This window comes from Duganella sp. OV510, from assembly GCF_900100205.1.
GTDB lineage: Bacteria > Pseudomonadota > Gammaproteobacteria > Burkholderiales > Burkholderiaceae_D > Rugamonas.
In genome coordinates, this window is record NZ_FNEQ01000018.1 from 1 (window position 1) to 22,480 (window position 22,480).

General features: G+C 63.4%; 19 protein-coding genes and 1 riboswitch. Of the genes, 4 read left to right on the forward strand and 15 right to left on the reverse strand.

Annotated elements, in window-relative coordinates; translation table 11 throughout:
* Window positions 1-209: 209 nt before the first annotated feature.
* The 3 genes from BLS51_RS28890 (at window position 210) to BLS51_RS28900 (ending at window position 5,324) form a co-directional block, all read left to right on the forward strand.
* Window positions 210-2,228 (forward strand): esterase-like activity of phytase family protein, encoded by a 2,019-nt coding sequence (locus tag BLS51_RS28890; RefSeq protein ID WP_090192479.1) that lies wholly within the window; start codon window positions 210-212, stop codon window positions 2,226-2,228.
* Window positions 2,229-2,314: 86 nt separating this feature from the next.
* The gene (locus BLS51_RS28895; RefSeq protein ID WP_090192478.1) at window positions 2,315-4,336 is read left to right on the forward strand and encodes a beta strand repeat-containing protein; all 2,022 of its coding nucleotides are present in this window, start codon (window positions 2,315-2,317) and stop codon (window positions 4,334-4,336) included.
* A 67-nt stretch (window positions 4,337-4,403) separates the two neighbouring features.
* The gene (locus BLS51_RS28900; RefSeq protein WP_090192477.1) at window positions 4,404-5,324 is read left to right on the forward strand and encodes a phytanoyl-CoA dioxygenase family protein; all 921 of its coding nucleotides are present in this window, start codon (window positions 4,404-4,406) and stop codon (window positions 5,322-5,324) included.
* On the opposite strand, the gene BLS51_RS28905 is transcribed toward BLS51_RS28900, so the two are convergent.
* Complete coding sequence (locus tag BLS51_RS28905; protein ID WP_090192476.1) at window positions 5,284-6,705, reverse strand: DHA2 family efflux MFS transporter permease subunit; 1,422 nt, start codon at window positions 6,703-6,705, stop codon at window positions 5,284-5,286. The genes BLS51_RS28900 and BLS51_RS28905 overlap by 41 nt on opposite strands.
* A gap of 96 nt (window positions 6,706-6,801) precedes the next feature.
* On the opposite strand from BLS51_RS28905, the gene BLS51_RS28910 reads away from it, so the two are divergent.
* Window positions 6,802-8,505, forward strand: coding sequence for an alkaline phosphatase D family protein (locus BLS51_RS28910; RefSeq protein WP_090192475.1), 1,704 nt, complete (start codon window positions 6,802-6,804; stop codon window positions 8,503-8,505).
* Here the strand turns inward: BLS51_RS28910 and bluB are convergent.
* The 14 genes from bluB to cobT all read right to left on the reverse strand — a co-directional run bounded on the left by bluB (window position 8,502) and on the right by cobT (window position 22,140).
* Entirely contained in the window at window positions 8,502-9,152 is a 651-nt protein-coding gene (gene bluB, locus BLS51_RS28915; RefSeq protein ID WP_090192474.1) for a 5,6-dimethylbenzimidazole synthase, read from the reverse strand. The genes BLS51_RS28910 and bluB overlap by 4 nt on opposite strands.
* Window positions 9,149-10,597: a cobyric acid synthase gene (locus tag BLS51_RS28920; protein WP_090192473.1), complete on the reverse strand. Its 1,449-nt coding sequence runs from the start codon at window positions 10,595-10,597 to the stop codon at window positions 9,149-9,151. Before BLS51_RS28920 ends, bluB begins: the two co-directional genes overlap by 4 nt.
* 1 nt (window position 10,598) lies before the next feature.
* On the reverse strand, window positions 10,599-11,474 hold the full coding sequence (locus BLS51_RS28925) for a cobalamin-binding protein (RefSeq protein ID WP_090192472.1): 876 nt from the start codon (window positions 11,472-11,474) through the stop codon (window positions 10,599-10,601).
* A complete protein-coding gene (gene cobD / locus BLS51_RS28930; protein ID WP_090192471.1) occupies window positions 11,471-12,451 on the reverse strand; it encodes a threonine-phosphate decarboxylase CobD in 981 nt (326 codons plus the stop codon). Before cobD ends, BLS51_RS28925 begins: the two co-directional genes overlap by 4 nt.
* Entirely contained in the window at window positions 12,444-13,403 is a 960-nt protein-coding gene (gene cbiB / locus BLS51_RS28935; RefSeq protein WP_090192470.1) for an adenosylcobinamide-phosphate synthase CbiB, read from the reverse strand. The genes cobD and cbiB overlap by 8 nt, the downstream gene beginning before the upstream one ends.
* A gap of 2 nt (window positions 13,404-13,405) precedes the next feature.
* Window positions 13,406-13,954, reverse strand: coding sequence for a bifunctional adenosylcobinamide kinase/adenosylcobinamide-phosphate guanylyltransferase (gene cobU, locus BLS51_RS28940; RefSeq protein WP_090192469.1), 549 nt, complete (start codon window positions 13,952-13,954; stop codon window positions 13,406-13,408).
* A complete protein-coding gene (locus BLS51_RS28945) occupies window positions 13,951-15,237 on the reverse strand; it encodes a cobyrinic acid a,c-diamide synthase CobB (RefSeq protein WP_090192468.1) in 1,287 nt (428 codons plus the stop codon). The genes cobU and BLS51_RS28945 overlap by 4 nt, the downstream gene beginning before the upstream one ends.
* Window positions 15,231-15,836 carry a cob(I)yrinic acid a,c-diamide adenosyltransferase gene (cobO, locus tag BLS51_RS28950; protein WP_090192467.1) on the reverse strand — a complete coding sequence of 202 codons (606 nt, stop codon included), beginning with the start codon at window positions 15,834-15,836 and terminating at the stop codon, window positions 15,231-15,233. The genes BLS51_RS28945 and cobO overlap by 7 nt, the downstream gene beginning before the upstream one ends.
* Complete coding sequence (locus tag BLS51_RS28955) at window positions 15,833-16,606, reverse strand: ABC transporter ATP-binding protein (RefSeq protein WP_090192466.1); 774 nt, start codon at window positions 16,604-16,606, stop codon at window positions 15,833-15,835. The genes cobO and BLS51_RS28955 overlap by 4 nt, the downstream gene beginning before the upstream one ends.
* Window positions 16,606-17,628 (reverse strand): FecCD family ABC transporter permease, encoded by a 1,023-nt coding sequence (locus BLS51_RS28960; RefSeq protein ID WP_090192465.1) that lies wholly within the window; start codon window positions 17,626-17,628, stop codon window positions 16,606-16,608. The genes BLS51_RS28955 and BLS51_RS28960 overlap by 1 nt, the downstream gene beginning before the upstream one ends.
* Before the next feature lie 53 nt (window positions 17,629-17,681).
* Window positions 17,682-19,529: a TonB-dependent receptor domain-containing protein gene (locus BLS51_RS28965; RefSeq protein ID WP_090192464.1), complete on the reverse strand. Its 1,848-nt coding sequence runs from the start codon at window positions 19,527-19,529 to the stop codon at window positions 17,682-17,684.
* A gap of 77 nt (window positions 19,530-19,606) precedes the next feature.
* Window positions 19,607-19,829: riboswitch (cobalamin riboswitch) on the reverse strand.
* 4 nt (window positions 19,830-19,833) lie between these two features.
* A complete protein-coding gene (locus BLS51_RS28970; protein ID WP_090192463.1) occupies window positions 19,834-20,349 on the reverse strand; it encodes a histidine phosphatase family protein in 516 nt (171 codons plus the stop codon).
* The gene (locus BLS51_RS28975; protein WP_090192462.1) at window positions 20,346-21,113 is read right to left on the reverse strand and encodes an adenosylcobinamide-GDP ribazoletransferase; all 768 of its coding nucleotides are present in this window, start codon (window positions 21,111-21,113) and stop codon (window positions 20,346-20,348) included. The genes BLS51_RS28970 and BLS51_RS28975 overlap by 4 nt, the downstream gene beginning before the upstream one ends.
* Window position 21,114: 1 nt before the next feature.
* Window positions 21,115-22,140 (reverse strand): nicotinate-nucleotide--dimethylbenzimidazole phosphoribosyltransferase, encoded by a 1,026-nt coding sequence (gene cobT / locus BLS51_RS28980; protein ID WP_090192461.1) that lies wholly within the window; start codon window positions 22,138-22,140, stop codon window positions 21,115-21,117.
* Window positions 22,141-22,480 lie beyond the last annotated feature (340 nt).

Here is a 22,480-nt window from a genome sequence, read left to right on the forward strand (position 1 = left end):
ACCCCTTCCCATCCCGAACAGGACCGTGAAACGACTCTACGCCGATGATAGTGCTGCAACCAGTGTGAAAGTAGGTTATCGTCAAGCTAGTTATTTAAAAAAAGCCCGTCCGGATGCAATCCGGGCGGGCTTTTTTGCGTCTGTCACGAGTACGTCATGTAAGGTATTTAAGCTTGCTGGTCTTATAACTACACAGGTAGGGGATCAGCATGAAGAAATTTTCCGTGATGTCGCTGGCAGTATTTTCTGTTCTGGCAGGCTGCGGCGGCGATCATGAGGCCGCCAAAACGCCGGTGACCGGCGTGTTCCTGGACGGCGCCGTCGAGAATCTGGACTATGTGGCAGGCACCGCTGCCAAGGCCAGCACCAGCGCCAAGGGTGAATTCACCTGCTACGCTGGCGACACGGTCAACTTCAGCATCGGCGGTATCGCGCTGGGCAGCGCGGCCTGTGCCGCCACCATCACACCGTTGCAGCTGGCCGGCGTCAGCGATATCAAGGACGCCAGGGTGGTCAATCGCCTGCTGGCCCTGCAATTGCTCGATGACGACAGCGATCCTTCCAACGGCATCAAGCTGAATGCTGACGTCAAAACCGCATTGGCCGCGAAGAGCGCCGACTTCAACACAACGGCCGCAGCCTTCAATACCGCGATGAGCGCCAACCTGAGCGCCGCTGGCGCCAAGTACGCCGCCCGCACCATTGACGACAGCCGCCGCGCACTGGTGCGCGAGCACTTTGAAGACACGCTAGCCTCCAGGGTTGGCACGCCGTTCAACGAAACCTTCAGCCAGACCACGCCGCTGGGTACGGTGTCGGTGACCGTGACGCGTTATCAGATCCAGGCCGCCAGCAGCTATTACATTCCCTACGAAGGCAGCAACGCCAAGGTGAAGGAAGAATTCCCGCTAGGCTTCCTGCCATCCTACGGCTCGTCGATCGCCTTCAAGGGCACCAACGCCAATGGCGACCTGGAGTTCTACGGCCTGACCGACCGCGGCCCGAATGGCGACGGCCCGAACCTGCCAGCCCTGAACGGCAGCGGCACCACCGGCGCCAAGATATTCCCTTCGCCGAGCTTTGCACCGGCGTTTGGCGTCATCACTGTCGGCAAGTCCGGCGCCGTGCTGACCGCGTCGACGCCGATCAAGGCTTCGGCCTCGGTAAAAGCCACCGGCTTGCCGGTGCCGCCTGGCGCAGTAGGCAACTCGGCGGAGCTGCCAGTGAGCGACGTGATGAAGTATGACGCCAACAGCAAGGCGACTTTTGACGCCAATGGCCTGGATACCGAAGCCATCGTGGTCGACAAGAAGCGCAATGTGCTGTGGGTGTCGGATGAATACGGTCCGTTTATCGTCAAGATCGATCCGGCCACCGGCATCATCCTGAACAAGTACGCGCCAGGCAGCGGCCTGCCGGAGATCTTCCTGAAGCGCCGCGCCAACCGTGGCATGGAAGGCATGGCGCTGGACACCTCCACGGACAAGCTGCATGGCTTCCTGCAAAGCCCGCTCACCGACGGCAGCGCCATGTATGCGGTGACCGGCAAGAGCGAGCAGATCGAACGCTTCGCCCGCTTCACCCGCTGGACCGAGTTCGATCCGACCACCGGCAAGGCTGGCAAGATGTACGCCTATCCACTGGACGCGGCGGACTACCAGGATGGCCGCACCGGCAACGCCAAGCTGGGTGACGTGGTCGCACTCGGCAATGGCAAGTTCATCGTCATCGAACAGGGCGCGGCGCCGAGCGGCAAGGTGTTCAACAAGCTGATGCTGATTGAAATCGGCACGGCCACCGACATTTCCGTCGCCGCCTTCAACGTCACCACGTCGGACCTGGAGAAGAGCAGCATGGCCGGCGCAGCCGTCAACGGCGCCGACTGGAAAGCCGTCACCACGCTGAAGAAGACGTTGTTGCTGGACCTGAACGCCATCGGCTGGCAAGCGGAGAAAGCGGAAGGTCTGACCATTGTTGACGCCAACACCATCGCGCTGGCCAACGACAATGACTTCGGCATGAAGACCAAGATGTTCGACGCCAGCGGCAAGGCAATCGACGATGCTGACCTCACCAAGTGCAATATCGACGCCAGCGGCGCCATCATCACCAGCAGTTCGGCCGGCTGCAATGCCGCCAACAGCATCCGCGTGGCGCGTGGTACGGACGCTGAGCGTCCAAGCCGCCTGTGGCTGGTCAAGTTCGGCAAGGCGCTGATCGCGTTCTAGGGCAATTTGGGTGACATGGTGTCACAAGCTTGTAATAAGTTTATGGGATATTGCTTGTTTGCTCATCAACACAAGGGGACGACACCATGCCACGCGCACTGCCTAACGCTGCTTCTGCCATTCAATTCCTGCTGGTTGCCGCATTGCCGGTGGGGGCGGCGTCCGCCGCCAGCTTCGGTCCCGTGACCGGGACGCTGGTCGGCGCGCAGACCTTGAGCACTGGAGAGAGCGGCTTCATTGGGAGCAGCGGCAAGCTGGAGTTCTACACCACCAACGACAAGGAAAATGTTGTCACCATTACCGGCAACAACGCTACGCTGACCAACCTGGGTCAGATCAACGCTACCGGCCTGGCCCGCGTCATCCGCGATACCAGCGGCGTGAAGACGCTGGTGGTGACCAACGGCAGCCTGACCAATAGCACGGCGCTGATGCAGTCTTATGATAACGACGTTATCCAGATGAACGCCAAGAATGCCAGCGTCACCTTGAATAATTATGGGGCAATGATTTCGACCAACAAGAGTGCCAGCGGCGCGCAGGTGGTGGATTTCAACGCCATCACCACTGGCAGCAATGTGGCCAACAACTTTGCCGGTGCACAAATCATTGCCTATGAGGCCGATGCGGTGCGTACCGGCGCGAACGGCCAGGTCAACAACTATGGCCTGATCCAGTCGGTGACTACCGCCGGTGGCAGCAGCGACGGCATTGATGCACAAAACGCCAGCGGCGCGAAAATTGCCAACTATCAGGGCGGCGTCATCGAAGGCGGCCGTCACGGCATTACTGGCGGCCAGAAGACAGCGAGCTCGGTATTCACGATTGATATCAGCAATGCGGAAGGCGGCATCATTCGTGGCATGAACGGTTCCGGCATCAATCTGGATGGCTTCAATGCCAGCCAGGCGGCCATCATCATGAATGCCGGACTGATTACCGGCCACGGCGTCACTGGCGACGGTGATGGCATCGATGCCGATGGCGTGGTGCAGATTACCAATACCGGCACCATCCGCTCGATCAATGCGTTCAGCGCGGCGGGCGCCGGCCTGGCCTATAGCGAAGGCATCAGCATGGGCGGTGGCAGCGTCACCAACTCCGGTACCATCGAAGGCCTGGTGAGTGCCGGTAACAACAACGCGGTCGGACGCGGCATCACGCTGGCCGGTAACGACCTGGACAACGGCACGCGCGAAGGCTTGTACGCCAACGTCACCATCACCAACCAGCGTGGCGGCCTGATCCGTGGCCAGAGCGATTCGGCGATTGTCACCGTCGGCGCGGCTAGCGGCTATACCGTTACCATCGTCAATAACAGCGGTGCTGCCATCGTTGGCGGTGGTTTGACCAATGCCGCCATCAAGACCGGCCCGGACAATACCACGATCACTACCGGCGGCATCATCAATGGCGCCAGCAGCGGCAAGGCAATCGAAATGGGTAGCGGCAAGAACAGCCTGACCATTACCGGTGGCGAGATTAGCGGCAGCATCAACGGCGGCAGCGGCAACCAGAACACGCTGATCGTCGTTGCTGGCGCGGGCAACAGCTTTACCTACAGCGGCGCCATTTCCAACTTCAGCAAGGTGGAAGTACGCAGCGGCGACGTGACTTTCTCCGGCATCAGCAGCTACAGCGGCGCCACCGAGCTGAGCGGCGGTACGCTGACGCTGGTGGGCGCGCAGCGCTTGTCTGCTGACAGCGCGCTGATCCTTAATGGCGGTACGCTGCGCCTGAGCAATGCTGGCGCCGAAGGCCAGCGCTTTGCCCGCCTGTCGCTGAGCGGCGACTCGTCGGTGCTGCTGGGCGGCTCGTCGCTGACCTTCGGCGCGCTGGGCACAGTGGTCGATGGCAAGACGCTGACCTTCACCGAGGCGGCTTCCGGCGTCTACGCCTTCCGCCTGCTGGGCGACTATTCGACCAACAGCAGCTTCCTGACGCTGCTGAGCGCTACCCACATCAATGGCCAGGGCGCCACCTACGCCTTCGACGGCACCTACACCACGGTGCTGGCTGCCGTACCGGAGCCATCGACCTATGCCATGCTGTTTGCTGGCCTCGGCCTGATGGGTGTGGTGGCACGCCGCCGTCGCAACAAGGTTTAGCCCACATCAAGGCGGGCATGCTTTCGGGTTGTTACCTTCTCAGAGGTGACACTCGGAGGAATGCCCGATGGAATATGCGCAGCTGAAACCCGGCCGCCGGTTTGCCCCGCTCCACAGCCTGCTGTACTACAGCCAGCGCATGGTGACTTATCCGTCCTTGCGGCGGCTGGTGGTGCGCGCGCTGAGCGGCGCGGTGCGGTTGCGCCAGGGTGCAGGCAGTGAGTTGTATGCGTCCACGGATGCTGAAGAGGCGGCGCTGGACGATCTGTACCGCAGCGGTTACGCGCCGCTCGGCAATCTGCTGGATGACCAGCAGTGCGATGAGATCCACGCCTGGCTGGCCGACAAGCTGCTGATCGACCGCGACCGCGTTCGCCCCGGCTTTACACTGGCGCAGCGGACGGAAGCGGTACGCGTAGCCGATTATCAGTTGCGCGATGTGATCGCCTGTCCGCACATCCTGGCGCTGGCCAACAGTCCGCCGCTGCTTGGGCTGGCTGCGCGCTATATGGCGTGCAAGCCAACCATTTCCGCGCTGGGCCTGCGCTGGTCGTTCCCGGTGCCGGGCAGCGACAGTGCGCTGCAAGCTTTCCACCGCGATTCCGAGGACTGGCGCTACCTGAAAGTGCTGGTCTACCTGACTGATGTGGACGATGGCGCCGGCCCGCATGTCTACCTGCACGGCAGCCATTTGACGCAGGCGCCGGTGCGCTTGCGCTTCTACAGCGATAGCGAAATCTCCAGGGCCCACAGTGCCGACATGCTGCTGACCGCCATCGGCACGCGTGGTTTCTGCTTCGCGGTGGACACGGCCGGTATACACAAGGGCACGGCGCCAGCGTTGCAACCGCGCCTGATGCTGCAGATTCAGTATTCACTGCTGCCCAGCTACGCCTACCGCTACGCGCCGGAACACTACCAGGGGGCTCTGCTGCTCGACCCTTATGTCAATCGCCTGATTGTCCGTCCTGACGCTTGGCGTGACTGATAGATTCGCCGTCAGTCTTGCGCAGCGTCCAGAAGGTGAAGGACGACAGCACGGTCAGCACCGCCAGCGTGATGAAGGCGTGATGCAGCGCCGAGGTGAGCGCCACGCGGTTTGATTGCGGCATGTCGCCGAGATACCAGCCAGTGACCAGCGAGCCTGCCGCCAGCCCGAAACTCATCGACAACTGCTGCATCGAGCTGGCCATGGTGCTGGCCATGCTGGAATCCGGCCCTTCAACATCGGCGTAGGCGATGGTGTTCATGCTGGAGAATTGCAGCGAATTGAAGAAGCCCAGGCACAGGCTGATCGCCACGATCACGTACAGCGGCGTGCCTGCTTTGACAAAGGCGAACATGCTGATGGTGACGCCGATCAGCAGCGTGTTCACGGTCAGCACCTGGCGATAGCCGAAGCGTCCCAGCACGCGCGCTGAAATCACTTTCATGCCCATGGCCGCTGCAGCGGACGGCATCATCAGCAGGCCGGATTGCCAGGCCGGCAGCCCCAGGCCCAGCTGGTACAGCAGCGGCAGCAGGAAGGGCAGGCCGCCGACGCCGATGCGCGTGACGAAGCCGCCCAGCACCGACACGCGGAAGGTGCGGATCTTGAACAACGCCAGCCGCAGCAGCGGAAACGGCGCATCCTTGGCATGCCACACGTAGGCGGCCAGCAGCGCGATCGAGATAAAGAACAGCACCGAGGCCGAGGTCACGTCCAGCTTATGTTCGCCAAACACCTCCAGCAGCCATGACAGCAGCGCCACGCCGGTGCCGAACAACACAAAGCCGATGAAGTCCAAGGGCCGGGTATGTTCTTCGCGGTAGTCCGGCATGTAGCGGTGGGCCAGGCAGATCGCCACCAGCCCGACCGGCACATTGATAAAGAAGATGTCGCGCCAGGTCAGCCAGTGCACCACCAGGCCGCCGATGGTGGGGCCGAGCAGGGGACCGATCAGCGCCGGGATAATGACGAAGTTCATTGCCGCCAGCAGTTCGCTCTTCGGGAAGGTGCGCACGATGGTCAGGCGCCCGACCGGCATCATCATCGCCGCGCCGAAGCCCTGTAGCAGCCGCGCCGCCACCAGCATCGGCGAATTCACGGCCAGGCCGCACAGCACCGACGCAATGGTGAAAATCGCAATCGCGGTCATGAACACGCGGCGCGAGCCGAAGCGGTCGGCCATCCAGCCACTAATGGGAATCGACACCGCCAGGCTGAGGATGTAGCTGGTGACAACTGCTTTCAGGCTCAGTGGCGTGACTTGCAAGCTGGCCGCCATCGACGGGATGGCAGTGTTGACAACGGTGGAGTCCAGCTGCTCCATGAAGAGGGTGGTGGCAACTACCCAGGGCAGGTAGCGCTTGGCGGCATCGGCATTCATAGGTGTGATTGTCACACAAAATAAACGCAGCGGTCATAAGCACGTCACGTATGGGGCGTAAGTTGCGCTCATCGCTAGTGCCTATGGGAGAGGGACATGGACATCAAGCCGCCGCGCCGGACCTTTATTCGTCAGATGGCTGCATCGGGTGCGTTGCTGGGCGTGGCCGGCTTCAGCGGCTGTACCGCCAGCGGCGTGGCCGAGGATGCGGCGCCAGGCTTCCGCCACGGCGTGGCAAGCGGCGATCCGCTCAGCGACCGCGTGATCCTGTGGACCCGCGTGACGTCGGCGCGCGACGGCGAAGTCGCCGTGCGCTGGCAGGTGGCGACCGACGCCGCCATGCGGCAAGTCATCGCGCATGGCAGCGTGACGACGTCGGCGCAACGCGACTATACGGTCAAGGTGGACGCGGGAGGCCTGTTGCCGGGGCACGTCTACTATTATCAGTTTGCTGTGGAGGGCGGTGACAAGTCTGTAGTCGGCCGCACCAAAACGCTGGCGCGCAATGGCGCGAAGCAGGTGCGGCTGGCGGTGTTCTCCTGCTCGAATTACCCGGCCGGCTATTTCAACGTCTACGCCGACGCCGCGCGGCAGGACAATATCGACGCCGCACTACACATCGGCGACTACATCTACGAATACGAAAGCACCGGCTACGCTTGCGGCAATGCAGAGGCGCTGGGCCGCGTGTCCGAGCCGCGCGACGTGCTGTTGCGCCTTGATGAGTATCGCCGCCGCTATGCGCAATACCGCTCCGATCCCGACCTGCAGGCGGTGCACGCTGCCATGCCCTTCATCACAGTATGGGACGATCACGAGATCGCCGATGATACCTGGCGCGATGGCTCGGTTGATCACAAGGCCAGCAAGTACGGACCGTTTGAACTGCGCAAGCAGGCGGCGCTGACCGCGTATCACGAATGGATGCCGATCCGCGTGCCGGACATGGCGGCGCCGGACAAGATCTACCGCTCATTCGACTTCGGCGGCATCGTTTCACTGCACATGCTGGATACACGCCTGATCGGCCGCGATCAGCAATTGATGATGTCTTCGTACTACGATGCGCACAAATGCTTCGACGTGGAGAAGTACAGGCAGGACGTTTGTTCGCCGCGCCGCCAGATGATAGGCCATGAGCAGATGGCGTGGCTGGAAGCGCAGGTCAGCCGCTCGGCTGCGCGCTGGCAGATACTGGGGCAGCAGGTGCTGATGGCGCGCATGGAGTATCCGACAGCGGTGGTGATGGGCGAATGTAATACCACCGACTATTGCGCCTTGAAGCAGCGCGCCAAGGCCGATCCGGCCTGCGTCAACGAAAAGGAGCAGCGCTGGCTGTCGGGGCCGACCTTGCCGTGTTATCTGGATTCCTGGGATGGCTATCAGGCTGACCGCGAGCAGGTGTTCGAGATGATGAACAAGCATCGCAAGAACCTGGTGGTGCTGGCCGGTGACACGCACAATGCGTGGGCCAGCGATTTGCGCGACGTGCGGGGACGGCAGGTGGGCGTGGAGTTTGCGACGGCTTCGGTGTCATCGCCCGGCATGGAAGGCGGCTATCCAGACCGCGATCCGGATGACGTGGCGGCGATGATGGTGGACCTGATCGAGCCGCTGTACTACGCGCAAACCAGCAAGCGTGGCTACATGATCGTCACCGCCAGCCACGAGCAGGTGCGCTGCGACTGGCGCTTTGTCGATACGGTGTTCAAGCACGAATTCACGGCGGCGACGGAGCGCAGCCTGCGTGTGCTGCCGGGACCGGGCAACCGCCGCATCGAGGAATGCTACGAAGTTTAAGCCGGCTGGTCCCAGCGGTTCTCGAACAGGATGTCGTTGAGCGGGCGGCGTTGGTCCCACTTTTCCAGTTCCAGCATCGGCGCGGTGTAGAACTCGTGCACATGGCCGACGCATAGCACGGCGATCGGCTGGCTACCTTCCGGCATGCCGGCGATGTCGCGCAAGCGCTGCGGATCGAACATCGACACCCAGCCGGCGCCGATGCCTTCCGCGCGTGCGGCCAGCCAGAAGTTTTGCAGCGCGCAGGCGGCGGACGCCAGGTCCATTTCCGGCATGGTGCGGCGGCCGAAAACATATTGATCGCGCTTGTCGATCAGGCCGACCACCAGCACTTCCGCGCATTCCAGTATGCCTTCCACCTTCAGCTTCATGAAATCGTCGGCGCGCTTGCCCAGCGCTTCGGCGGTCTTGATGCGTTCCTCGTTCACGTGCTGATGGATGGCGGCGCGCAGCGCTGCGTCGGTGATGCGGACGAAGCGCCACGGCTGCATGTAGCCGACACTGGGGCCATTGTGCGCGGCTTCGAGGAAGCGTTGCAGCTGGCCTTGCGCCAGCGGGCCAGGCTTGAAGTGGCGCACGTCGCGGCGTTCGCGGATGGCGCGGTAGACGCCGGCGATTTCGGCGTCGGAGTAGGCGTGTGGATTCATTTCAGTGCGATCAGTGCGTCCAGCAGCGGCTGGGTGGCGTCAGCGATGCGATCCAGGCTGGCTTCGCGCAGGGCGGAGGTGTCCACGGTGTGTTGCGAGTCGAGGCCGGCCCAGCGCAGCAGGGCGCTGATCGCTTGCGGTGTATCGAACAGGCCATGCAGGTAGGTGCCGAGGATCTGGCCATCGGCAGACAGTGCGCCTTCCGGGCGGCCGTCGATGGTGAAGGCGGGCGTCGCCAGCGCGCTGCCGCTGGATACGCCCATGTGGATCTCGTAGCCGTTGACCGGCGCCTGTTCGCGGTCGAAAGCGCATACGCCCTGCACTTGCTTGAGGCGCTTCTCCGGGCTCATTTCGGTGCGCATATCGAGCAGGCCGAGGGCTGGCGAAGCACCGGCGCGTCCTTCCATGCCCAGCGGATCGGTGACTTCCTGGCCCAGCATCTGGAAGCCGCCGCAAACGCCGATGACCTTGCCGCCGTAGCGCAGGTGGCGCTGGATGCGCTCTGGCCAGCCTTGTGCGCGCAGCCATTCCAGATCGCCGCGTGTGTTCTTGCTGCCGGGGAGGATGATCAGATCGGCCTGCGGTATCGGTTCGCCCTGGCGGACGAAGTGCAGGTCGACGTCCGGGTGGGCGCGTAGCGCGTCGAAGTCGGTATGGTTGCTCATGCGCGGCAGGCTGGGGACCACCACGCGGAAGGCGCCGCGTGCGGCCTGCACCGGCTGCACGGCGTCTTCGGCGTCGAGAAACAGTCCATGCAGGTAGGGCAGCACCGCCAGCACTGGTTTGCCGGTTTTTTGTTCCAGCCAGTCGATGCCCGGTTCCAGCAGCTTGATATCGCCACGGAAGCGGTTGATGACGAAGCCGATGGTGCGGCGGCGCTCGCTCTCCGACAAGCAGGCCAGCGTGCCGATGATATGGGCGAACACGCCGCCACGGTCGATGTCCGCCACCAGCACCACCGGGCAGTCAACTTTTTCAGCGAAGCCCATGTTGGCGATGTCGCGGTCGCGCAGGTTGATTTCCGCAGGGCTGCCGGCGCCTTCCACCATCACGCAATCGTATTGTTGCAACAGGCGCTCGTGTGATTCGAGCACCGCTTGCATGGCGACGGTTTTGTACTGGTGGTAGTCGCGGGCGTTCATCTCCGCTTGCACCTGGCCGTGGATGATCACCTGCGCACCGATATCGCTCGATGGCTTGAGCAGGATCGGGTTCATGTCGGTATGCGGCGCGACGCCGGCGGCGATGGCTTGCAGCGCCTGTGCGCGACCGATCTCTCCGCCATCTGCGGTGACAGCGCTGTTGAGCGCCATGTTCTGCGGCTTGAATGGAACGACGCGCACGCCGCGCCGTTTCAGCAGGCGGCACAGGGCCGCAACCACCGTGCTTTTGCCGGCGTCCGAGGTGGTGCCCTGAACCATCAGGGTGGAGTAGGGGAAGGACATATCAATTCTTGCGGTGCTGGCGGGCTTCTTCGATTTTTTCGCACAGCTCGCGCGTGCCGGCCACCATGCGCGGACCGGCGCGGTACAGCAGGTCACGCTGCAGGCGGAACAGGTTATTGTTTTTCACCGCCAGCATATTGGCGTACGGTTTCCACAGATCGACGCTGGCGTAGTTCTTTTCGATGGTGCCGAAGACGGCTTCCGGATTCGCTTGCAGCACGGCCTCCACGCTGACCACTGGCGCGGTCACCTTCAGGTCGGCGAAGATGTTGACGCCGCCGCACAGGCGAATCGCGTCGCTGACGATCGCGCTGCCGCTCAGCGTGTAGAGTGGCTTGTCCCACACCTGGTAGAACAGGCGCACCGGTGGACGGTTGGCGTACTCTTTGGTCAGCGCGGCAAACTGGTTGCGAATCTCGGCGGCAGCGGGATTGGCGACGGCTTCCGTGCCAGCCAGCTGGCCAAGGCGGATGACGTTGTCGGAGATGCCTTCCAGCTTGGTCGGCTCGCTGTGGAACAGCGGCACGCCCAACTGGCGCAGGTTCTCGATCTGGCGTTCGAAGCCGCCGTGCATCCAGATGACGATCAGGTCCGGCTTCATGGCCGCCACGCGTTCCATGTCGATCAGTCGATTGTCGCCAACGCGCGGAATGCTCTTTGCGGCCTCCGGGTAGTCGCTATAGGTGACGGTGCCGACGATCTTGTCGCCCGCACCTGCGGCAAACAGCAGCTCCGTCACGTGCGGCGACATGGAGATGATGCGCTGCGCCGGCTTTTGCAGCGTGATGGTTTTGCCATCGTCGTCACGCACGGTGATCGGGGCTGCAGTGGCAGTGGCCGCAGCAAGCAGGGCTGCGGCAAAGATCAGTTTTTTCATTGTTGTGTCCATTCTTTGAGTGCTGTGTGCAGGCGCTGCCAGCTTGCTTCGTCGGGCGGAAGGCCAAGGCGGATGCCGCGTGCCGCCTGCGTGAACAGGCGTACCCAGATACCGCGTTCCGCCATGTGTTGCCAGAATGCCTCTGGGCGGGGCTCGGCCCACCATTGGAACAGCGGCGTGCCGTGGGATTGAATGCCATGTGCGGCCAGTAGCGCGCGCAGGCGTTCGCCGGACGCTGCCAGTTGGGTGCGCGTCTCCGCTTGCCAGGCATGATCGCTCAAGGCGGCCATCGCGATCTGCTGCGCCGGGCCGCTGATGGTCCACGGGCCCAGCAGGTTTGCCAGCTCGCGCAGCAGATCTGCATGGGCGGCGACAAAACCGAGGCGGATGCCGGCCAGGCCGAAAAACTTGCCGACTGAACGCAGTACGATCAGGCCGGCGCGATCTGTGTGTGCGGCGACGCTGTTTTCCTGCGCCGTGTCGCCAAATGCTTCGTCCACTACCAGCCAGCCGCCGCGTGCAGCCAGCTGGTCGGCCCATTGCAGCAGTTGCACCGCTGGCACCACTGCTCCCGTGGGATTGTTTGGATTGACCACCACCACGACATCGTGCTGCGCGACAGCGTCGGGCAGCTCCGCGTATGGCGTCAGCGTCATCGCGTGACCGTGGCCGGCCCAGTGGTGCGCGTGTTCCGCATAGGATGGCGCGCTGACCGCCACGCGTGATGGTGCGCGCAGACGGGGAAGCGCCTGGATCGCCGCCTGCGTGCCGGCCACCGGCAGCATCTGCGGCGCGCCGTAGAATGCTTGCGCCGCAGCGGTCAGCGCCGGATCGGGCTCCGGCAGGCGATGCCACGCACTGCCTGCCACTTCAGGCGCCGGATACCAGCGTGGGTTGATGCCGGTCGACAGGTCGATCCAGTCGTCGCGGCCAAAGCGTTTCGCGGCGTCGCGCAGATTGCCGCCGTGTTCAAGCATGAGATAACTCCATCAGTGCCGCAATGGCGCAGGCCACCGCCAGCCACAGCGCGGTAGTGCGCGCGACCAGTTGCCATGCGCGGCTGATGTCGGCGCCGACAGCGGGTGGACCGTCGCCCAGCGTGGGACGGTGTTCGATTTCGCCGTGATAGATCGCCGCACCGCCCAGCTGCACGCCGAGCGCACCGGCGCCGCTGGACATCACCGGCCCGGCATTCGGGCTGTCCCAGGCTGGCGCTTGTGCGCGCCAGCATCGCCATGCGCGGCGCTTGCCCTGCAGGCCGGGCGCTAGCAATACATAGGACAGCGCCGTCAGTCGCGCCGGAATGTAGTTGAGCACATCGTCAATGCGGGCAGCGGCCCAGCCGAATTGCAGGAAGCGTGGCGTGCGGTAGCCCCACATCGCATCCAGCGTGTTCGCCATGCGGAACAATACCGCACCGGGGCCGCCGGCGATGATGAACCAGAACAGTGTGCTGAATACCGCGTCATTACCGTTTTCCAGCAACGACTCGGCGCTGGCCCTGGTCAGTTCCACTTCGCTGGCGCTGGTGGTATCGCGGCTGACGATGTAGGAAGTAAGGCGGCGTGCATTTGGCAGGTCCTGGTGTGCCAGCGCGTCGGCAATTGGCAGGTTGTGATCGCGCAGGCTGCGCATGCCGAGGCAGAAGTACAGCATCATGGCATGTGCCGCAGCTTGTGCGGGTGGCGCGGCCAACGCCCATATCAGCAGCGCCGGCAGCGCGGTCAGCGGCAGCACGGCCAGCATCCATGCCAGCACGCCACGCGCGTAGCGCATGCCGCTCAGGTTCAGGCGGCGTTCCAGTGCGATCGCCCAATTGCCGAAGCCAACCAGCGGATGCCAGCGGCGCACTTCGCCCCACCATAAGTCCAGCAGCACAGCCACCACCATCAACAGCGCGATGGTGGAAAAATTCAAGCCAGTCAGCACGTTTATCCTTTGAGGACCAGCGGCAGGCCGGCGGCGACGAACACCGCGCGGTCGCAGATGGCTGCGACCGACTGGTTCAGGCGCCCTTGCTCATCCATGAAGCAGCGCGACACGGCGCCCATCGGCATGATGCCCAGTCCAACCTCGTTCGACACCAGCACCACGTCGCTGCTGCATTTGGTCAGCGCACTGGCCAGCATGTCCTGCTGTTCGTGGAACAGCGCCGGCAGTGTAATCTCGCCGACGTCCGGATATTCGTGGCCGCCGCTGAACAGCAGGTTGCTGAGCCAGAGCGTCAGGCAGTCGACCATGATGAAGCGCTCCGGTGAGGACCAGCGCAGCAGCTGGTTGCCCAGTGCCAGCGGTTCTTCCACCGTGATCCATTCGGCCGGGCGGCCAGCGCGGTGATGCGCGATGCGCGCGGTCATTTCGCTATCGCCGGCGGTGGCGGTGGCGATGTAGACGACTTCCTTGCCCGATTCGGCGGCCAGGCGCTCAGCGTAGGCGCTCTTGCCGGAGCGTGCGCCGCCCAGAACCAGTGTACGTGTCATGTCTCACTCCTGAGGAACAAAGCGGCCGTTGCCGCCGGATTGGATGGGAAATAGGCGTGAAAATACGAAGCTGTCAGCGAACCGACGCGATACCAGGCTTCTCCCTGTATAGCGGAGGGATGCTTGACAGTGTACGCCGCCGGTTCCACCCTGGTGTCCAGTTTTGAATAGTGGAACGTATGGCCGCGCAATACACCGTGTGGCGTGGGCAGTCCCTGTGGGCCAAGACCTGCCAGACGTGGCTGCATTGCCACAGCGCCTGGCAGCAGCCCTGCCATATCCCATACCGCGCCGCTCTTGTCGGCCAGCGTATCGGCCAGCGCCATCATGCCGCCGCATTCGGCGACGATGGGTATGCCGGCGGCATGGGCGCTGCGGATCGAGGCCTGCCATGTCGTGGCTTGCGCCAGCTGTTCGGCATGTAGCTCGGGATAGCCGCCAGGGAGATAAATGGCGTCCGCCTCCGCTGGCACGGCGTCGTTCGCCAGTGGCGAGAAGAAGGTCAGCGTAGCGCCCATGTCGCGTAGCAGGTCGAGGTTGGCCGGATAGAGGAACATGAAAGCGGCATCGCGTGCGATGGCGATGGTTTTTCCTGCCAGTGCGCGCGGCGTGACGGCCACCGGGGCCGGGGCGATATCGATGTCGCGCAGCTTGTCCCACGCCGCCTCGTCGAATGTCAGCTGCTGTGCGAGATCGTCGAGCAACTGGTCGATACCATCCACTTCTCCCGGCAGCACCAGGCCAAGGTGGCGCTCAGGCAGCGACTTGCCTTGTTTCGGCAGTGTGGCGAACAGGGGAATCTCGCGCAGCGATGCGGCCACCATCTTCGCGTGGCCTTCGCTGGCGATGCGGTTGGCGATGACGCCGGCCATCTCCGCCGGGCCATAGTCGCGCAGACCGTGCACCAGCGCGCCAGCGGTTTGCGCCATGGCGCCGGCATCGATTACCGCCATCACCGGCACGCCAAAGGCGCGCGCAAGGTCGGCGGAAGAGGGCGTGCCGTCGTACAGTCCCATGACGCCTTCGATCAGGATCACGTCCGCCTCGGCGGCTGCTTGCGACAGCTGCTGGCTGCACAGGTCCTGGCCGACCATCCACAAGTCCAGCGACCGCACGGGCGCACCACTGGCGCGTTCCAGCACCATCGGGTCGATGAAATCCGGGCCGCACTTGAACACGCGCACGCGCTTGCCCATGCGGACCAGCTTGCGCGCCAGCGCGGCGGTGATGGTGGTCTTGCCTTGGCCCGAAGCGACGGCGGCGACCAGCAATGCCTTTACCATTCGGTCCCCGCTTGCGCGCCGATGCCGGCCTTGAAGGCGTGCTTCACCACTTCCATTTCGGTGACGGTGTCGGCGATTTCGATCAGTTCAGGCGGTGCGCCGCGGCCGGTAATCACCACGTGCTGCATCGGCGGGCGCGCCAGCAGGTCGTTGATGACGGCTTCCACATCCAGGTATTTGTACTTCAACGCGATGTTCAGTTCATCGAACACCACCAGGCCGATTTCCGGATCGGCCAGGAATAGCCTGGCCTGCTCCCACGCCTGCTGCGCCTTGGCGATATCACGTTCGCGGTTCTGTGTCTTCCAGGTGTAGCCCTCGCCCATGGCGTGGAAGCTGATCTCTTCGGGAAAACGGCGCAGGAATTTCTCTTCGCCGGTCTGCATCGCGCCTTTGATGAACTGCACCACGCCCACCTTCATGCCATGGCCCATGGCGCGGATTGCCATGCCAAAGCCGCTGGAGCTTTTGCCCTTGCCGTTGCCGGTGTTGACGATGATGATGCCGATCTGTTTGTCGGCGGAGGCGATCTTAGCGTCGATGATGGCCTTCTTGCGCTCCATGCGCAGGCGGTGACGTTCGTTGATGTCGTCGCTCATGCTGTCTCCTCGTTCGGAATAAAGATGCTGCGTGTGCCGTGCTGGATCACGTCGATCGGATGGCCGAGGTAATCGCTGAGGATATCGGCTTGCATCACTTCAGCCTTGGCGCCAGCCAGCCAGCGGCCATCGCCTTTCAGCAGCAGCGCGTGGGTGGAGACGCTGTGCGCCAGCGTCAGGTCGTGGCCGATCATGACTGCGGTTTTGCCCTGTTCGCGGCACAGGCGCGCCAGGATGTTCATCACGCTCACCTGGTGCGCCAGATCCAGCGCGTTTGCCGGTTCATCCAGCAGCAGCAGCGGCGTGTCCTGCGCCAGCATGGCGGCAATCGCCACGCGCTGGCGTTCACCACCGGATAGCGTGCGCACGTCGCGCGCCGCCAGGTCGGCCACTTCCATCGCTTCCAGCGATTTGATGGCGATGGCGTGGTCGTCGCTGTTTTCCCAATAGCGGTTGTCGTGATAAGGGTGGCGCGCCGACAGCACGGTTTCGATCACGCTGTAGGAGAAGGCGTCGCTGCGGCTTTGCGCGAGGAAGGCGCGCTGGCGCGCCAGTTCGTCCAGCGGCCAGTCGGCCAGTTCGCGCCCCCCCAGCGACACATGGCCGCCATCCGGGGCGCGCAGTCCCGCCAACGCACGCATCAGGGTGCTTTTGCCGGCGCCATTGCGGCCGATGATGCTCCAGCATTCGCCTTCTTGCACCAGCCAGTCGAGATCCTGGATCAGCTGGCGCTGGCCGGCTTTCAGTGAGAGTTTGCAGGTGGCGATCATCATTTGCGCAGCCGGTGCAGTTGGTACAGGAAGACCGGCGCGCCGATCAGCGCCGTCACTACGCCCACCGGCAGTTGCTGCGGCGCGATGGCGGTGCGGGCCAGCGTATCGGCCAGCATCAGAAAGCTGCCGCCGGCCAGCGTGGCGGCCGGAATCAGCAGGCGGTGATCCGGGCCGACAGCAAAGCGGCAGGCATGCGGCACGATCAGGCCGACGAAGCCGATCGAGCCGGCGCTGGTGACCGCGCTCGCGGTCAGCAGGCCGGAGACGAAGAACAAGCCTTTGCGCAGCACGCCGACGCGGATGCCCAGCGTGGCGGCGGCTTCGGCGTGCAGCGCCATCACGTTCATGGCGCGCGCGTTGCGCAGCGCGAACGCCAGCGCGCCGATCAGCACCAGCCATGGCATCCAGCGCATCTGCGCGCCGGACAGGTCGCCGATCATCCAGAACACCATGCTGCGCAGGCGGCTTTCCGGAGCGATGGACAGCATCAGCGTGACCAGTGCCATGCAGCCGGAGGAGAGGATGGCGCCGGTCAACAGCAACTGGGAGGTGCCGGCTTCCGCCGCCGTGCCGCCGCGCAGGTCGCGCCGGGCCAGCACATACAGCATCATCGAGACGGCGACGGCACCGCCGAATGCTGCGGCGTCCACCACCCAGGCGGCGTACATGAACATCAGCGCGGCCAGCGCGCCGACGGAGGCGCCGGCGGACAGGCCGAGGACATAAGGGTCGGCCAGCGGGTTGCGCAGCAGCGCCTGCATCATCACGCCCGCCAGCGACAGCGCGGCGCCGGTGACGAAAGCGGAGACCGCGCGGCTGGCGCGCAGGTCGAGCAGGGTGGCTGCCAGCGTCGATTGCTGGCCATGCAGCAGCTCATTCAGCGCTGCGGGAATATCGGCGAGGGGAATCGAGACCGAACCGGTCATGCCCGAGAAAATCAGGCAGGCAACCGCGAACAGCAGCAACCCGATCAGGGTGATGGCGGCGCGCTGTCGCAGATTGCGGGAGAAAGAATGCATGCACTGCTTTCAAAATAAAACTGCCGGGGAGTCATCCCCGGCAGGGTACACCATTATTTGTAGCCGTAGCGGATGCCGGCAAACACTTTCGAACCAGGCGTGACGTAGTAGCGCGCCAGGTCATACTGCTTGTCGCCGACGTTGTTCCAGCGGACCAGCGCCGACCAGTCCTTGTTGACGGCGTAGGTCGCGTACAGGTTTACCAGGCCATAGCCGCCCAGGCGGTTCTTGTTGGCCGCGTCATCAAAACGGTCACCCGAGAACTCCAGCTCGACGCCGGCTTTCAGCGCGCCAATACGATAGTCGGCGGTCACATTGCCGTGCTTTTTGGCGCGGCGCGCCAGGCGCTTGTCGGTGGTCTCGTCCTTCGGATCCTGCAGGTCGATGCTGGCGGCCAGGTTGATGCCGGCCAGCTTGGTCGTGCCGGCAATGGTCACGCCTTCCAGCATTGCCTTGTTGACGTTGTAAGCGCAGCCGAAGGTATAGCCAGCGTAAGGGCATGGCGTGGTGTTGACCAGCATGTCGGTCAGCTTGTTGTGATAGTAGTTGGCGCTCAGCGCGTTTACGCCATCATCCCAGCGCAGGCCGATCTCGGCGTTCTTGCCTTCTTCCGGCTTGTTGGCCGGATTGCCGTAGCCTGGGTAGTACAACTCGTTGTAGGTCGGCGCGCGGAAGCTGGTGCCGTAGCTGGCGGTGGCGCGCAGCTGTGGCGTGATGTCGTAGCCGTAGCCGATCGAGCCGGTGTTCTTCGAGCCATAAACGGCGTTGTCGCGGCGGACCGACGCGTTCAGCAGGCTGGCGCCACGGCGCGCATTGTACGAAGCCGCCCACGAATTGGTGGTGCGGTCGCGGTTCATTGCGTCGGCACCGTTGGTCGACACTTCTTCCTTGCGGTGATCGTACAGCACCTGCACGATGTCTTCGCCGATGCGGATGTCGTTTTGCAGCGTGATGGTGGTCTGCCTGGTATCGATGCGCGAGTAGCCGGAAGCGGCGGCGCTGCCCCAGTTCTGGCCCTTGTCTTCGCTTTGCGAATACTGCAGCAGGGTGTCGACGTTGGAGACGAATTTGGCCTTGCCGTAGATGGCGGCGGTTTGCAGTTCCGCTTTGCTGCGCACGTCGTAGGCTGAGGCGCCGTTGTCGTATTGCGAATCCAGTTTGCTGTGCAAGAACAGCGCGCCGGCTTCATAGCCGGGTGCGATCTGCAGGCCGAACTGGCCGGAGACATTTTCGCGGTCGTAGCCGTCGTCGTCCTTGTTGTAGCTGGACAGGCCTGGACGGGTGGCCGAGTAGCCATCCGATTTTTCCTTGCCGGCGCTGATGGCGTAGCTGAAGCTGTGCTCACCGCCGGTGGCGCCGGACAGCGTGGCGTCCACTTCGCGCGTCTTGTCGCTGCCGTAGCCGGCGAAGGCCGTTACCGCAGGCGCGCCCTGGCCCTTCCTGGTGAAGATCTGGATCACGCCGCCGATGGCGTCGGCGCCATACAGGGAGCTCAGTGGGCCGTAGACGATTTCGATGTGATCGATGGCGGTCAGCGGAATAGCGCTCCAGTTGGCGGCGCCGGTGGTCGAGGAACCGATGCGCACGCCGTCGACCAGCACGATGTTCTGGTTGCTGTTGGCGCCACGGATGTAGACGCTGGACGAAGTGCCGGCGCCGCCGTTACGGGCGATCTCGATGCCGCGCTGGCGCTGCAGCAGGTCGACAATTGAACCGGCGCCGGATTCGGCGATCTGCTCGGCGTTGATGGTGATGGTGTCGCTGATGACGTTGGCCAGCGGCTGGGCGGTGCGGGTGGCGGTAACGACGACGGTGTCGGTGGATTCGGCGTGCGCATGGCAGGCAGCCATGGCCAGCGCCAGCGACGTCAGGGCCGCAGGACGGGAAATACGGAGAGTCATGATAAACGTTCTGTTAATAGCAGCTTGGCAACCGGCCGACGTCCCCGTAGGCCAATTGTGAACAGAAGCGGGGCGCGCCCGCTTCCACCTGATTTGGCCGGTATCCGGGCTGACAAGTGGCACCGCCTTACCTTCCCATGCCGTGGCACAGTGGTTGTCAGAGGCGGTTTGTCGCAGAGTGAGCGACGCTTGTTTACCGTTGCGGGGGCAGCACACGTAGGCCTTTTCTATCGGCTCCGTGTTTCCCGTTTAACTGCGCATCTGGACAGACGCGCGGGCACCAAAACCCGCACATTATACGGGTTTAAAGGTGCAAAGTGGCGCCGTAGGGGATTTGATGGGCGGTTTTTGCGGCTTGCAGGGCCATCTCCTCAGGGGCAAGTCCTGCGTGGCGTGCGGCCAGCAAACGCATGCTGCCGGCGTGGCAGATGATGACGGCGTCGCCATCCAGCGCATTGTAAAAGTCAGTGATGCGCGTGGCCATTTGCAGCACGCTTTCGCCGCCGCCGGGACGATAGTGGACCATGTCGGCGGCCCATGCGTCGATGTCGGCGCGCGGGATGGCGTCCCATGGTTGCATCTCCCACGCGCCGAAGTGCATCTCGGCCAGGCGGGCGTCGTGGCGCGGCGCCGGCGACAGGCGCTCGGCCAGTTCGGCGCAGCGGCGCAATGGACTGGAATAGACCGGCAGGCCTCTTGGCAGCTGTAATGCGGTCAGCGCTTGTTCCAGTTGGCCGGGCGCGATGGCCAGGTCGGTGCTGCCATAGCAGACGCCCGGCGCGACCAGTGGTTGCGGATGGCGTACCAGGATCAGCTTCATGGATGCAGGCTGGCCAGCGCGCACATATAGAAGCTCACTTCCGTCACCTGCTGCACGGCGCCCAGGCAATCGCCGGTGTAGCCGCCGATGCGGCGCACGCATTTGCGCGCCAGCCAGATGGTGGTGATGGCGGCGATGGGCACGCCGTACAGCAGCGCATTGACCGGCAGCCAGCGCAGCTCCAGTATCACCAGTGCGGGCAGGGTGGCGGTAACGGCGGCGATCAGGAATTCGCCATTGCGCATTTTTTGCGCCAGCGGCTTGGCTTTCCCTTCGGCGCGCGCATAGTCGAGGCGCCAGATCAGCGAGGTGGCCATCAGGCGCGAAAACGGATGCGCAATCAGCAGCGCGCCGATGGCGGCCAGTGGTGGCAGCATGGACAGCGTCACCAGCTTGAGTGCCAGCATGCAGATGGTGCCGATGGCGCCATAAGCACCGATGCGCGAGTCCTTCATGATCTCCAGCACACGTTCCGCCGACATGCCGCCACCGAAGCCGTCGCACATATCGGCAAAGCCGTCTTCATGGAAGGCGCCGGTAACGTAGATGCCAGCGGCAGTGGACAGCACTGCCGCCACCGGCGCCGGCAGAAACCAGCTGGCGATGGCGTAGACGGCGCAGGCGATCGCCGCAACCACCACGCCCACCAGCGGGAAGTAGCGTGACGCCTGGTTCAGCCACGCCGGATCAAAGCCCACCCAGCCGGGAATCGGCAGGCGGGTGAAGAATTGCAGCGCGGTGAAGAACAGGCGGAGCTGGTGCATATTATTCGGACTTCTCGCTGACCTGGGCCGATTCGAAGGTGGCCATCTGCTTGAGGAAATTGGCGGCGGCGTGCAGCAGCGGCATTGCCAGCGCGCAGCCGGTGCCTTCGCCCAGGCGCAGGCCGAGGTTCAGCAGCGGCTGGGCGTCCAGTGCCGTCAGCATCTGCTGGTGGCCGTTCTCATCGGAGCAGTGGGCGAACACGCAGTAATCGAGGATGGCAGGCTGCATGCGGGCGGCGACCAGCAGCGCGCTGGTGACGATGAAGCCATCGATCAGGAGCACCTTGCGCAGCTCGGCTGCCTCCAGCATGGCACCCGCCATCATGGCGATTTCCAGACCGCCGAAGGTGGCCAGCACCTCCAGCGGTCCGGTGGCGTGGGCGTGTTTGGCGACAGCGGCTTCGATAACGCGCTGCTTGTGCAGGATGCCTTCCGGCGACAGGCCGGTGCCGGCGCCTACGCATTGCGCGACCGGAATGGCGGTCAGCTTGTGCATCAGCGCGGCGGCGGCGGTGGTATTGCCTATGCCCATTTCGCCGAAGCCGACCACATTGCCTTCCAGTTCGGCGGCCAGCGCGGCGCCGACAGCCAGTGCGGTCTGGCACAGGTCGTGGCTCATGGCAGGTTCGTGGGCGAAGTTGCGGGTGCCGTGCGCCAGTTTGCGGTCGGTCAGGCCATCGCGTGCGCCAAAGTCGTGGTTGACGCCGGCATCGACCACGCGCAGTGCGCAACCGGTCTGTGCGGCAAAGACGTTGATGGCGGCGCCGCCAGCGAGGAAGTTCTCGACCATTTGCCAGGTGACGTCCTGCGGATAGGCCGAGATACCTTCGGCCACCACGCCATGGTCGGCGGCAAACACTAAGATGGCAGGCTTGGTGATGGTGATGTCGCGTGTGCCCTGTATCAGGCCGATCTGTTTGGCCAGCCGCTCCAGTACGCCCAGGCTGCCCAGCGGCTTGGTCTTGTTATTAATAGCGTCATTGAGCCGGGTGGCGAGCGCGTCGTGATGGATAGGCGTGATGGACATGAGGCTGTGTGGTGTATCGAAGAATTTAATATTCTACCCTTGCCAGACTGCACGGGCCTTGCTATAGTTCTGTCCCTCGCAACGCAACACATGCAAATGTTAAGTGAAGCGAGAGAAAAAGATGGTTGACGAAATGCTGCAAACGCTTCATACTCTTCCTTCTTCGCTGATGAACAAAACGCTTCTTCAGCTAGCAATACAGAATGATCTTTAAAAATTAACAGTCGATAAGTGTGGGCATTTGGTGCTGCAACAAAAAGCATTAAATGCTCAACAAAGAAATATTCAGTAGAAATACTGTCAGTATTTTTGAGAAGAGCGAACCAGTGACCAGCAGTGG